Origin of the sequence: Magnetospirillum sulfuroxidans, assembly GCF_018224925.1 — a bacterium.
In the GTDB taxonomy this organism is placed as follows: domain Bacteria; phylum Pseudomonadota; class Alphaproteobacteria; order Rhodospirillales; family Magnetospirillaceae; genus Magnetospirillum; species Magnetospirillum sulfuroxidans.
Map to the genome: position 1 here is coordinate 1 of NZ_JAGTUF010000028.1, position 13675 is coordinate 13675.

Below are 13675 nucleotides of genomic sequence, written 5' to 3' on the forward strand. Positions count from 1 at the left end.
GCCCGTCTGGTCTGCCTTGACCCGGATTTTGACGTTGTAATCAATGACGCGCTTGACGGCGACAAGGACTTTCATGGATTAAAGCTCCTTCGCTTGCTGGCGCAGCATGAATTTCTGAATTTTACCGGTGCTGGTCTTGGGCAGCGGACCGAAAACGATGGTGCGCGGTGTCTTGAACCCGGCCATGTGCGCCTTGCAAAAAGCAATAATGTCTTCTTCGGTGCAGGTGGCGGTTTCTTTCAGACTGACGAAAGCGCACGGGGTTTCACCCCATTTTTCGTCCGGTCGCGCCACCACGGCGGCCTCCATCACGTCGGGATGTTTGTAAAGAACGTCCTCGACCTCAATGGAAGAGATGTTCTCGCCACCCGAGATGATGATGTCCTTGGAACGATCCTTGATCTCCACATAACCATCGGCATGCCACACGGCCAGATCGCCGGTATGGAACCAGCCCCCCTCGAAGCTTTCCACCGTCGCCTTGGGGTTCTTCAGATAGCCCTTCATGACGTTGTTGCCGCGCATGAAGATTTCACCCATGGTCATGCCGTCCTTGGGGCACGGTTCCAGGCTCATGGGATCAGCGACCATCACCGCTTCCAGCATGGGGCCGCGCACGCCCTGACGGGCCTTGATCTTGGCCTTGTCGTCGATGGACAGGTCTTTCCACTTGTCGTGCCAGACGCATTGAATGACCGGGCCATAGACTTCGGTCAGGCCATAGACGTGGGTGACTTCCCAGCCCATGCGCTCCATGCCGGCGATGACGGCAGCCGGCGGGGCGGCGCCGGCGGTCATCACCTTGACCGGCTGGCTGATGCCCTCTTTCAACGCGGCCGGGGCGTTGTTGATCATGTTCAGCACGATGGGAGCGCCGCAGAAATAGCCGACATTTTCCGACCGGATCAGTTCCAGGATCGGCTCGACGCGGACATGCCGCAGACAGACGCTGGTGCCGGCGGCGGCGGCCATGGTCCAGGGGAAGCACCAGCCGTTGCAATGGAACATGGGCAGGGTCCACAGATAGACCGGACCATCGGGCAAATTCCAGCCCAAGGCATTGGACACCGCGTTCAGATAGGCGCCGCGATGATGATAGACCACGCCCTTGGGATTGCCGGTGGTGCCCGAGGTGTAATTGAGCGCGATGGCGTCCCATTCGTCGGTGGGCATGGTCCAGGGGTGTTCGCTGTCGGCCAGCAGGTCTTCGTAGGTGGCTTCGCCAATCAGTTCGCCGCCCACATAGGTGGGATCGTCGATATCGAACACCGGAATCTTGACCGCCAAGCCTTCCAGCGCCTTCTTGGCGACCTTGGAAAACTCGCGGTCGACGATCAGCATCTTGGCTTCGCCGTGCTGAAGGATGAAGGTGATGGCCTCGGCATCCAGACGGGTGTTGATGGCGTTCAAGACGGCGCCGGCCAAGGGGATGGCAAAGTGGCCTTCAAACAATTCCGGGGTATTGGCGGCCAGCATGGCGACGGTGTCGCCCTTGCCGATGCCACGGGCGGCAAGGCCGGCGGCCAGACGGCGCACGCGCACCAGGGTCTCGCCCCACGTGCGGCGGACCGGGCCATGAATGACGGCGACGCGATCGGGCCACACCGAAGCGGTGCGCTCCAGAAAGGTCAGCGGCGTCAACGCGATGAAATTCGCGGCGTTCTTGTCCAGATCCTGATCATACATGTTGGCGGCCATGGCCTATTTCTCCCTAAGGCTTTATCGCGAGCCTGCGGCTGATTACAGCGTTGCCAAGGGGTCTAACAGTCCAGCTTTTCCCAAGTTTCTCAGGATTGTGACGAATTGTATCCGTGCGAAAAACAAAGGCCGGGCCGCAGACCCTCAAGGCGGTGAAAGCAAAAGGACGGCGAGATTAGCAGATCGCCGCCGCCGATGGCGTGGCAAAACCAATCGTGTTTATTCGCCCGACAGCCACGCCACCTCGGCGGTGAACAAATAGCCGGCGCCGTAGACGGTCTTGATCAGACGCGGCGCCTTGACGTCGCGTTCGATCTTTTTGCGAATGCGCGAGATGCGGACGTCGATGGAACGGTCATAGGGAAAGTCATCCCGCTCGCAATCAGCGCCTTGCAATTGTTCCCGCGACAGCACCCGCTTGGGCGAACGCAGCAAGGCCAGCAGCAGGCAGGATTCCGCCGCCGTCAGACTTTCCTGGTGACCGTCATCGGCGACCAGGGTCAGATTGCCGGGATCAAACACCCAATCGCCAAAGCGGGCGCGTTGGCTGTCGGTGACCAAAGCGGCCCCGGCCAGTTGTTCGCGCCGACGAATCACCGAATTGATGCGCGCGACCAGTTCGCGCGGTTCGAACGGCTTGACGATGTAATCGTCGGCCCCCAGTTCCAACCCCAGCACCCGATCGGAAACACCGCCGCGTCCGGTCAGGATGATGACGCCAAAGCGGACGTCGCCCCACAATTCGCGCACCAATGTCAGCCCGTCCATATCGGGCAGGCCAAGGTCAACCAGACACAGTTCAGGGGGTTGCCGGCGAATCGCCGCCCGCGCGTCACGACCAGAGCCGAAGGTCTGCACCTCATAGCCATAGCCTTCCAGCACGGTACGCACCAGATTGCGGATGTCGGCATCGTCCTCGATCAGATACAGCAGCTTCCTGGCGCCCAACCCGGCCCTCGTCAATTTCTTATGGTGGAGCCCGACCGCCCGATGGCGTCGATCAGGTCCTGCTTTTCCCATGGTTTGGCCAACACTACCAGATCGGATTGGTCCTCGCTTCCCTCAAACGAGAATCCACTGATCAGAACAACGCAAATTTCCGGCCGTGTCGCCTTGATCTTGTGCGCAAGATCAACCCCAGATAGTCCAGGCATGACGATGTCAGATATTACTAAGTGTAAATCTTCTATTTGCTCGACCAAGATGGCGGCTTCGTCACCACTTTCGGCTTCCACCACCGAAAAGCCCAATTCCATCAATTGCCGGCGCATGATCTGTCGCACATCCTCGTTGTCTTCGGCCACCAAGGCCAGACGACCGGGCCAGCGCCGTTCGGAATCGGCGGCGGCAATCGCCTCGGGTTGCGGCACCGGTTCGGCGCGGGGCAGCAAAATGGTGATCGCGGCCCCCGCGCCCGCACGGCTGTCGATGCGGATATATCCATGCGATTGCTTGACGAAGCCATAAACCATGGACAGGCCCAGGCCCGAGCCCTGTTCCTTGGTGGTGAAGAACGGCTCGAAGGCGCGCGGCAAGGCATCGGCGTCAAAGCCCAAGCCGCCATCGGCAACAACGATTTCCAGATAATCGTCGGCGGGGGCCATTTCATCGAACATGGCCGGCTCGGCAATGGTGCGGATCCGGGCGCCGATATCCAAGCGGCCGCCGCCGGGCATGGCGTCGCGGGCGTTCAGCACCAGATTGACCAAAGCGTTTTCCAACTGGTTCTGATCAGCGATGGCCCAGCACGGCACATCTTCGGGCGGCAAGGTCATGTCGATGGAACTGGGCAGCGAGCGGCGCAGCAAGACCGCCATTTCCCGAATCAGCGCCCCCACATCCACCGGCTGCGGCTTGAGCGGCTGACGACGGGAAAAAGCCAGCAAGCGGCTGGTGATGTCGGCGCCGCGTCGCCCCGCGCGCTGGGCGGGCTCCAAAAACTCGTCCAGGCCCTCGACGGCGCCGTAACGGTCGCGAGCGGCGGCCAAATTGCCGATGATGATGGACAGCAGGTTGTTGAAATCATGGGCCAGCCCGCCGGAAAGCTGCCCGACCGCATTCAAGCGCTGAGCTTCCATCAGCCGCTTTTCCGTATCCTTTTCGTCGGTCACATCAAGCGACAGCACGAACATGCCCTGAACCGCCCCCTCGGGACCGATTTCAGGAATGAGGGTGCTTTTGGTGATCATGGTGCGTGGAGCGGGAAAGACATATTCGAACGCGCTTTGCACCCCGGCAAAGGTTTGCGCCAAATAAGGGGCGATATGGCCATGGGCGTGACGGCCCAGAACCTCGGCCAGGAAGCGGCCGACCACCGCGCCCTTGTCGCGCTGAACCAGATCAGCCCAACGCCGATTGGCGAAACGGATACGCTGATCACGGTCCAAATAAGCGATGGCGGCTGGAATGGCGTCAAGGATCAGCCGTTGGCGGGCCTCGGTATCGGCCAAGGCGGCCTGGGCCCGGTCTTGCAATTCCACCGCCTGCAACAAGCGGCGATTGCTGTCTTCCAATTCGGCGGTACGGTGCCGCACCCGGCTGTCCAAGGTGGCGATATTGTCCCGCACCCGTTGGATCATGCCATCGAAACCGGCGGCTAAAATCCCGATTTCGTCATCTCGGACAATGCCGGTCTGAGCCGACAGATCGCCGGCGCTGACCAGGGCCGCGGTATCGGCCAACCGGCGCAGCGGCTCGACCAGACGCCGCGCCGCCAGCCAGGCCAGACCGATGCCGATGACCAGGATGGCCAGCGCCACCATCATGATCCGATTGGACAATTCCACCGCCGATTTGCGCAGATCCTCAACATAGACCGACGAAGCGATATACCAGTCGAAGCCGGCGAAATGGCGGACCCAGGAAATCTTCTGATAGGCGTAATTGCCCGGATCCTCGGGCTTGTCCCACAGATAATAGACCGGCTTGCCGCTATCCGCCGCCGCCTTCAGTTCGTCGGCGATGGAATGACCGGACATGGGATTGTTCAACGCCGAGAACTCGGTGCCCTCGATATTGGTATTGGGGTGGATGATCATGTTATTGCGGGCGTCGAAGATATAGACGTAGCCGGTGGCGTTAATGCGGATGGCGCGCAACACTTGGCGCAAATCCTCCACCGCTTCGCTCATGCGCTTGGCGACCTCGGCGTCGATATCGGCCAGATAGGCCCCGGTCCCCACCACCAGCCGGTGCCGGGGCAAGTCCTTGAAATAAGAAATCTTCTGATCGGTCAGCGCCGTGCTTTGCCCCTTGGGCCGCGCCCACGGATAGGTGTGAAAGCCCTCGCCCCAGGCGCGCGCCGTCGAGATGATCACCGGGATGATGGTGTTGCCGGATTGATCCCGGAAATCGGCGGCGTTGCGGCCCTGGAAATAGGGATCGGGATGGGACAGCAAATTGGAATAATAATCGGTGACCCAGATGTAATCGTCATTGCCGTACTTCATCGCCCGCAGGCCTTCGAACACCAGCCGCCGCGCCTCGGCATCACTCATCTCGCCGCGATCGCGCTGCCCGAACACCCAGTCGATGTAAGCGATGGCCAAAGTGACCACGTTGCGCAATTGCTGCTTATAAGACTTTTCCGTCTCGCTGCGCTGTTCCTCCAATCCGCCCTTGATCTTGGCGGCCATGGTGAAAACGTTTTCCAAAATGGCGCCGCTGGCGTTCAGTTCGATCTCATAGGCCTTTTGTTCGACCAGCGGCACCACCAGCAGATAGACGGCGGCCGAAAACAGGCCGACGACGATCAGCATGGTGGAAAACAGGCGATGAAACAGGCGCGAGCGGATCATGGCCCATTATTATCCACAGCCATCGACTTACACAAGAAGCAGAAGAGAGCGGTGGAAATGTAACCAAATGTGAAGAACAATAATTATCGACATAAAGTATCATATAGAAAGACTAAGTCGCCGACGTAGATCATTAATAATGAATATTCTGATTGCCGATGACAAGTTCCCCCCCCTGTCGGCGTCAATCATACTGATGATCTGATTGATGGAGATACCATCACGATCAGATATCTGCTTCAGCTCATCCCAGAATTCTGGCTCAAGTGAGACTGAACTGGCGTGACCAGCAATGATGATGGAGTGTTTTTTCAGCATTTGATGACACTTTTAAGAAGCAATTCAAAGAAATAGGGATGTTTTCATAATTATGTAAATAGAACCGCATGACAACCCTACTGTATCATATTTCCCAAGGGGATAGGGACCTCCTACCCCAAACCTCCGGTCGATTGAGGATGCGCACATCGCATTCTACACTTACAACCGGAAATAAAGAACAGGACTTAGGGAGGACAGAAATGGAATCCGCGCCCATCCCGGTACGCCTGACCCTGACCGAAAGCACCGCCGCCGCCCTGGCCGAGGCCGCCGATGATTTGTGCGCCGCCAGCGATACCGATCACTTCCTGGCCGCCTTGGACGGAAATCACCGCCTGTGGCTGACCTTGACCCGGATCGCCACCGCCAAATCGTGGCAAAATCCCAATCGCCACCTCGCCGATTTTGTTGTCTCGGCCTCGCGCACCGCTGGCCGCGGCCTGTCGGACGAGCGCCTGGAAACCTTGGTCGAAATCAACCGCGAGGTCTGCCAACGCCTGACTAGCGGCCGTTCGCTCACCCCCATCCGGCAGCGGGCGAAATTGGCGTGGCAGGAACGCGGCCGCCCCTATGGGGTCCCGCTGGAACGGTGGTTGATCGCCGAAATGGAACGCCAAGCCAAGGCCGCGCATTAACCCGCCGCGCCGGTACTGATACATGGCGCGATATTCTAAAGCGCCGAGCGTTAAATCGGAAGCACCTGTAGGATTGCTTCGCAAATGGGCTATCGCCCAAACCCATCCGGGGTGAACCCCGGTCCCCTTTTATTTTATTGATTAAAAAAAGGTGGTCTGGGGTTCAACCCCAGGCTGGGCCGGGGCGGCAGCCCCGTCACGAAGTGATCCTGATTTAACGCTCGGTGCTCTAAACCTTGGGCAACAATGCCCCTTGACAGGCCTTGACCATGGACAGCCAATCCTGGGCCAAACCATCGATTTCCGCCGTCCATTCATCGCCCACCGTCAACAGATCAGGCGGCGGCAACGGCATATAGGCTTCGGCGGTGCCGCTTTCGCGGTGGATGGTCATGCCCAGCTTGCGGGCCAAGGCGATCATCGAGCGATTGTCCGACTGGCATAAGGTATAAAGCTTTTCCGCCCGCCGGTTCCGGGTCCAGCGCACGGCGCGACGGATCAGTTCGGCGCCGACGCCACGGGCGCGATGGCTGGTCTCGACGCTGATGCCGACTTCGGCCACAGCCCCGGAAAAAGCCACATGGGCGGCGCCGACCAGCACATCATCATGAAAACAGCCGAGCAAAAGATCATCGGCGGCGATGCCGGCGACGTATTTGTCGATCCATTCGTCATTGACACGGGAATGAGCGAAGCGAAAGCTGCGATCCGCCGGGGCCAGGCGCTTCAAATGTTCCGAGAACAGATGGCGCTCCTCAACAAGAAGCTTACGGTGCAGCATAGTGGATACTCCGGTTCATCCTCCCTGACATTATTTAGCAGAACTTTATTGTGCACCGCAACATAAATTTGGTCATACCGGTTCCGCGTCATCGTGGATCTTCAATATTTCACCACTTTTGCCGTCCACTTCCATGAGTTGCACCGGATAGCCCCATAGATTAGCTAAATGCTTGAGGGTATGGGCGGCCTGCCTTTCGTCGAGAAAAACGTCGTTTGCAACCCGATGGTGTACGATCAGGCGGCGATCCCCGGTCAAATCCACATCGTGGATCTGAATATCGGCTTCCAATGCGCCGATATCGTAGCTGCGAGCCAAGGTTTGGCGGACCCGACGATAGCCGCGCTCGTCGTGAATCGACTTGACCACCATATCGTCGTCCTCGGCCTCGTCGTGCAGGTGGAACAGCCGCAGCTTGCGCATGATTGCCGGCGACAGGAATTGCAAGATGAAGCTTTCGTCGCGGTAATCGGCCCAGGCGTGACGCAGCGTCGCCCACGGATCGTTGTTGCCGGCGAAATCGGGGAACCAGACGCGGTCTTCGTCCGTCGGCGTGGTGCAGACGCGGTGAATATCTTGCATCATGGCAAAACCCAGAGCATAGGGATTGAGACCCGAATAGCGCGGATCGTCAAAGCCGGGCTGGAACACCACGTTGGTGTGCGAATGCAGGATTTCCAGCAAGGCGCCGTCGTCGATATACCCTAATTCATGCAGGCGGTTGGCGATGGTGTAATGAACCATGGTGGCGCAGCCTTCGTTCATCACCTTGGTCTGCTTTTGCGGATAAAAATATTGGGCGATGTTGCGGACGATCCGCAGGATTTCGCGTTGCCACGGGGCCAGGACCGGCGCCGATTTTTCCAAGAAATACAGCAGGTTTTCTTCGGGCAGCCCCAACAGACGCTTGCGTTCGCTAATCTCTTCGTCTTCGCGCAGACCGGCGGCGGCACTGGGCACGGTGCGCCACAGATCGTTGTAATTCTGCTGGAACCAATCCTCGCGCTCTTTCTCGCGGCGCTTGTCCTCGGCCAGATCGAACGGGCGTTTGCGCGGATATTTGTGTACGCCATGGCTCATCAGCGCATGGGCGGCGTCCAAGACCCGCTCGACCGCCCGGTGTCCGTGGCGTTCCTCGGCATGCAGGATATAGCCCTTGGCGAATTCCAGATAATCCAAGATGCCCTTGGCGTCGGTCCATTGCCGGAACAGCGCGTTATTCTTGAAGAAATGATTGTGGCCGAAGGCGGCGTGGGCGATCACCAGGGTCTGCATGGCCATGGAATTTTCTTCCATGACATAGGAAATGCACGGGCTGGAATTGATGACGATCTCATAGGCCAGCCCGCGCATGCCCTTGCGGTACAGACTTTCATCGGCGGCGAAATGCTTGCCAAAGGACCAATGCTTGTACATCAACGGCATGCCAACCGAGGAATAGGCATCCAGCATTTGCTCGGCGGTGATCACTTCGATCTGGTTGGGATAAGTGTCCAAGCCCAATTCGCCATGGGCGATATCGGCAATGACGTCATGGACCCGTTGCAGCTTGTCGAAATTCCAGTCAGCGCCGGTGAACAGCAGCTTGGCGTGGGGATCAGGTTTGCGCATGGCCCCCCTCCTTGGCGAATAATTCGCGAAAGACCGGGAAAATCTGCGCCCGATTCCGCACCTTGCGCATGGCCATATTGGCCCCGGCGGCAAGCACGTCCTTATAGGTCCGCCACAGATCGGTCTCGCGCCCCAGCCAATCCTTGTACTCGGCTCCGACCTCGATATAGGCGAAATACTGGCACGCCGGCAGGATCGACCGGGTCAGCAACGCCACGGTGGCCGGATTGTCGGACGAGGTGTTATCGCCATCCGAGGCTTGCGCCGCATAGATGTTCCAATCGGCGGGGGAATAACGCGCCTTGACGATCTTGGCCATCTCGGCCAGGGCGGTGGAGACCACGGTGCCGCCGGTTTCGGTGGAATAAAAAAACGTCTGCTCGTCCACTTCCTTGGCCTGATGAGTATGGCGGATGAAGACGATGTCCACATGGGTGTAGCGCCGGGTCAGGAACAAATAAAGCAGCATATAGAACCGCTTGGCCAAATCCTTCATATGCTCGGTCATCGACCCGGACACGTCCATCAGGCAGAACATCACCGCCTGGGAAATGGGTTTGGGCACCGCTTGGAAGCGGTTGTAGCGCACATCGACCGGATCGATATAGGGCACCCGCCGCGCCTTGGTCAGTTGCGTTTCCAGTTCGACGCGCAATTGCGACAGCATCTCGGGATTGTCGCCGCTTTCTTCCAACGCGGCGATGGCGGCCTGCAACGCGGCGATTTCCGCCGGCCTTGGCCGCTTCAACGCGATCCGCCGCGACAACGAATTGCGCATAGTGCGGACAAGATTGAGGTTAGAGGGCGAACCGGTCACCGACAGGCCGGCGCGGGAAAAGGTCATGGATTCGCTTTGTCTCAGATTCTTCTTGTCCATATCGGGCAGTTCCAGATCCTCCAAGAACAGATCCAGGAACTCGTCACGCGACAAGACGAAGTGAAAGCCATCCTCGCCACCGCCATCGGGCGATCCCTGCCCGCCTGCCGCTCCGTTTTGCTTGGGCGGTTTGGCGATGGTGTCGCCGGAAACGAAATCCTTGTTGCCGGGAACCACGTAATCACGCGTTCCGCCCTCCGCCGCCCGGCGGAAAGACGGCTCGCGCAAATCATCCATGGGGATGGAGATGCCCTCGCCGCCGTCGATATCGGTGATCGAGCGGCCGCTGGAGGCCTCGCGCACCGCCTTGCGGATCTGCTCGCGCGCTCGGCGCAAAAAGCGCTGGCGGTTGGCCAGGCTTTTTCCCTTGGGATTGAGACGGCGGTCGATGATGTTCATGGTCTTAGCCCGCCTGCTTGACCCGCATGTACCATTCCACCAAGCGGCGGACCTGGCGCTCGGTGTAACCGCGGCTCATCATCCGTTCGACGAATTCATGATGCTTTTTCTCGCTGTCCGAATCCTTCTTGGTGCCGAAGCTGATCACCGGCAGCAAATCCTCGACTTGGCTGAACATGCGCCGTTCGATCACCTCGCGGATTTTCTCGTACGAGGTCCAAGACGGATTACGGCCCTTGTTATTGGCCCGCGCCCGCAAGGAGAACTTGACGACCTCGTTGCGGAAATCCTTGGGATTGGCGATGCCCGCCGGCTTTTCGATTTTCGATAATTCCTGGTTCAGCAGCTCGCGATTGAGCAACTGACCGGTATCGGGGTCCTTGAAATCCTGATCCTCTATCCAAGCATCGGCATAATCGACATAGCGGTCAAACAGGTTCTGGCCGTAATCGTGATAGCTTTCAAGATAGGCTTTTTGGATTTCATTGCCGATGAATTCCGCATAACGCTGAGCCAGTTCGGACTTAATAAACTCGACGTACTTTTTTTCCGTGTCTTCGGGGAATTGTTCGCGCCGGATACTTTGCTCGAGGACATACATCAGATGCACCGGATCGGCGGCCACTTCCGAGGTGTCGTAATTGAAAGTCGATGACAGCACCTTGAAGGCGAAGCGGGTGGAGATGCCGTCCATGCCTTCGTCAACACCGGCGCTATCCTTGTATTCCTGCATCGGCTTGGCCTTGGGATCGGTCTCCTTGATGCTTTCGCCGTCATAGACCCGCATCTTCGAATACAGGTTGGAATTCTCGTGCTCCTTCAGCCGCGACAACACGGTGAAGCGGGCCAGCATTTCCAAGGTGGCCGGCGCGCAGGGCGCCGCCGCCAATTCCGAGGTGCGGATCAGCTTGTCATAGATGCGTTGTTCCTCGGTGACCCGCAGGCAATAGGGCACCTTGATCACACAGATGCGGTCGATAAAGGCTTCGTTGTTCTTGTTGTTCTTGAAGGTCTGCCATTCCGCTTCGTTGGAATGGGCCAAGATGATGCCCTGGAACGGCATGGCGCCGATATTTTCCGAACCGGCGTAATTGCCTTCCTGGGTCGCCGTCAGCAGCGGATGCAACATCTTGATCGGCGCCTTGAACATCTCGACGAATTCAAGCAAGCCTTGGGTACAGCGGTTCAGGCCGCCGGAATGGGAATAGGCATCGGGGTCGTTCTGGCCGAACATCTCCAGCTTGCGGATATCGACCTTGCCGACCAGGGTCGAGATGTCTTGATTGTTCTCGTCACCCGGCTCGCATTTGGCGACACCGATCTGGCGCAGCCGCGACGGATAGACCTTGACCACCTTGAAGCGGGAAATATCGCCGCCGAATTCATCCAGGCGCTTGACCGCCCACGGGCTCATCACTCCCGGCAGGCGGCGTTTGGCGATGCCGTATTTTTCCTCGAGCGCGGCCCCCATGGTTTCCGGATCGAACAGCCCCAGCGGGCTTTCGAACAAGGGCGAGACTTCCTTGCCCGCTTTCAGCACATAGATAGGCGTGACCTCGACCAAGGCTTTCAGGCGCTCGGCCAGGGATGATTTGCCGCCGCCGACCGGGCCGAGCAAATACAAAATCTGCTTTCTTTCCTCTAACCCTTGGGCGGCATGACGGAAATATCCAACGATGCGTTCGATGGTTTCTTCCATGCCGTAGAATTCGGCGAAGGCGGGATAAACCTTGATGGTCCGGTTCATGAACACCCGGCTGAGCCGGGAATCCTTGGCGGTGTCGATAATGGTCGGCTCGCCGATGGCGGCAATCATCCGCTCGGCGGAAGATGCATACATCAGCGGGTCGGCGCGACAGCCGTCCAAATACTCGGACAGACTCATCTCGGTTTCTTTGCGACCCTCGTAGGATCTGGCGTATTGAATGAAAATGTCGTCGGCGGCGGGCATGGCGCTCTCCCTTCGCGGGCGCCGGCATCTGCCGGCAAACTGGGCTCTGTTGTTCACGTGGGGATGGCCACGCCAAAGAAAAAGGGTGGACTGAACATCCATTGCGGTTTTAAGTCACCATCCGCTGCATGCGAGGCATGACGGAATGTTGAATCAATATTAAACAGCATTAACCAAACATTTAAACCTCTCCTTCGGCGCGAAGGTTTTCATCCGCCCCACTTAAGAGTAGTCTGTGGCCGCGCCGAACCTGGGAATTGCTGCATGAGCCTGACGTCTTTGATGGCCGAACGTGTTTCCCAAGGCCGCCCGGTCCGGATCGGATTGATCGGCGCCGGCAAGTTCGCCAGCCTGTTCCTGGCTCAGGCTCGCCACCAGCCAGCCCTGCACGTGGTCGCCATCGCCGATGAAAACGGTGAACGCGCCCATACCGCCCTGGCCCTGGCGGCTTGGCCGCCAGCCAAGGCGGTGGCCCGCTCGGTTGCCGATGCGTTGCAAAGCGGCGGCACCTGGGTCGGCTGCGACCCCATGGCGCTTTTCGAGCACAGCGGTCTGGACGTGGTCATCGAGGCCAGCGGTTCGGCGACAGCCGCCGCCGCCCATGCCGTCGCCGCCCTGGACAATGGCATCCATGTGATCATGGCCAGCATCGAGGCCGATGCTCTGGTCGGCCCCTTTCTTGCCCAACGGGCCAAGCAAAACGGTCTGATCTATTCCTTGGCCTATGGCGATCAGCCGGCGCTGATTTGTGAACTGGTCGATTGGGCGCGGGCCTGCGGCTTCGAAATCGCCGCCGCCGGCCGGGGTATCGCCTGGATGCCCGGACACCATTCCATCACGCCGCACACCGTGTGGCCGCATCTGGGCCTGAGTTCGGCGCAAGCCAAGGCCAAGGATCTGGACCCGTACAGCGCCACCGCCACCCTGGATGGCACCCGGGCGGCGCTGGAACTGGCCTCGACCGCCAATGCCACCGGCTTGACGCCGGCAGCGACCGGGCTGAACTTCCCCCCCTGCGGCACCCACGACCTGCCCCATATCTTCCGCCCATCCGAGGCGGGCGGCCGCCTGCCGCATCTGGGCATGGTCGAAGCCGCCTCGTGTTTGGAAACCGATGGCCGTGCCGTCGTCGGCGGCTTGCGCTGGGGGGTCTTCGTCACCTTCACCACCCCGGCCGCCCATGCCGCCTTGTCATTTGCCGAATACGGCCTGCTGACCGACGACAGCGGCAATTACGCCGCCCGCTGGCGCCCTCACCGCCTGGCCGGACTGGAAGCGGCCGTGTCGGTGGGCGCGGTCTGCCTGCGCGGCGAACATACCGGCTGCCCCCGTGCCCATGTCGCCGACGTCGCCACCATCGCCAAGCGCGACCTTAAAGCCGCCGAGGAATTGGACGGCATCGGCGGTCATACCGTCCGCGGCCAGCTGATGCCGGCGGCACAAGCCCGCGTCGCCGATATCTTGCCGATTTCCCTGGCGCGGGGGGCGGTCCTGCGCCGCCCCATCGCCGCCGGCCAGCCCATCGCCCTCAGCGACGTCATCTTGCCGGCTCAGGTCGACCCTCTGCTCGACATGCGCCGGCAGATGGCGTCCTGAGCATCCCCG

10 protein-coding genes and 1 pseudogene are annotated in these 13675 nt (G+C 59.5%); 2 read left to right on the forward strand and 9 right to left on the reverse strand.

Features of this window, described 5'->3' with window-relative positions:
* The 5 genes and pseudogenes from KEC16_RS19910 to KEC16_RS18200 all read right to left on the reverse strand — a co-directional run.
* A pseudogene (locus tag KEC16_RS19910) lies at positions 1 to 75 on the reverse strand (electron transfer flavoprotein subunit beta/FixA family protein); the annotation flags it as partial.
* 3 nt (positions 76 to 78) lie between these two features.
* Positions 79 to 1698: an acyl-CoA synthetase gene (locus KEC16_RS18185; protein WP_211551608.1), complete on the reverse strand. Its 1620-nt coding sequence runs from the start codon at positions 1696 to 1698 to the stop codon at positions 79 to 81.
* A 219-nt stretch (positions 1699 to 1917) separates the two neighbouring features.
* Entirely contained in the window at positions 1918 to 2646 is a 729-nt protein-coding gene (locus KEC16_RS18190; RefSeq protein WP_249209312.1) for a response regulator transcription factor, read from the reverse strand.
* 11 nt (positions 2647 to 2657) lie between these two features.
* The gene (locus KEC16_RS18195) at positions 2658 to 5495 is read right to left on the reverse strand and encodes a cache domain-containing protein (RefSeq protein WP_211551612.1); all 2838 of its coding nucleotides are present in this window, start codon (positions 5493 to 5495) and stop codon (positions 2658 to 2660) included.
* A gap of 99 nt (positions 5496 to 5594) precedes the next feature.
* Entirely contained in the window at positions 5595 to 5813 is a 219-nt protein-coding gene (locus tag KEC16_RS18200) for a ribbon-helix-helix domain-containing protein (protein WP_211551614.1), read from the reverse strand.
* A gap of 203 nt (positions 5814 to 6016) precedes the next feature.
* Between KEC16_RS18200 and KEC16_RS18205 the strand changes: the two genes are divergently transcribed.
* Positions 6017 to 6451, forward strand: a complete 435-nt coding sequence (locus tag KEC16_RS18205) for a flagellar biosynthesis regulator FlaF (protein ID WP_211551616.1) — start codon at positions 6017 to 6019, stop codon at positions 6449 to 6451.
* Between the two features lie 229 nt (positions 6452 to 6680).
* On the opposite strand, the gene KEC16_RS18210 is transcribed toward KEC16_RS18205, so the two are convergent.
* From KEC16_RS18210 to KEC16_RS18225, 4 genes are all read right to left on the reverse strand, one after another.
* Positions 6681 to 7232, reverse strand: coding sequence for a GNAT family N-acetyltransferase (locus tag KEC16_RS18210; RefSeq protein WP_211551618.1), 552 nt, complete (start codon positions 7230 to 7232; stop codon positions 6681 to 6683).
* Between the two features lie 72 nt (positions 7233 to 7304).
* Complete coding sequence (locus tag KEC16_RS18215; protein ID WP_211551620.1) at positions 7305 to 8843, reverse strand: SpoVR family protein; 1539 nt, start codon at positions 8841 to 8843, stop codon at positions 7305 to 7307.
* Positions 8830 to 10119 carry a YeaH/YhbH family protein gene (locus KEC16_RS18220; RefSeq protein WP_211551622.1) on the reverse strand — a complete coding sequence of 430 codons (1290 nt, stop codon included), beginning with the start codon at positions 10117 to 10119 and terminating at the stop codon, positions 8830 to 8832. Before KEC16_RS18220 ends, KEC16_RS18215 begins: the two co-directional genes overlap by 14 nt.
* A gap of 4 nt (positions 10120 to 10123) precedes the next feature.
* Positions 10124 to 12070 carry a PrkA family serine protein kinase gene (locus KEC16_RS18225; RefSeq protein ID WP_211551624.1) on the reverse strand — a complete coding sequence of 649 codons (1947 nt, stop codon included), beginning with the start codon at positions 12068 to 12070 and terminating at the stop codon, positions 10124 to 10126.
* A 264-nt stretch (positions 12071 to 12334) separates the two neighbouring features.
* On the opposite strand from KEC16_RS18225, the gene KEC16_RS18230 reads away from it, so the two are divergent.
* A complete protein-coding gene (locus tag KEC16_RS18230; protein ID WP_211551626.1) occupies positions 12335 to 13666 on the forward strand; it encodes a Gfo/Idh/MocA family oxidoreductase in 1332 nt (443 codons plus the stop codon).
* Positions 13667 to 13675: the final 9 nt, after the last annotated feature.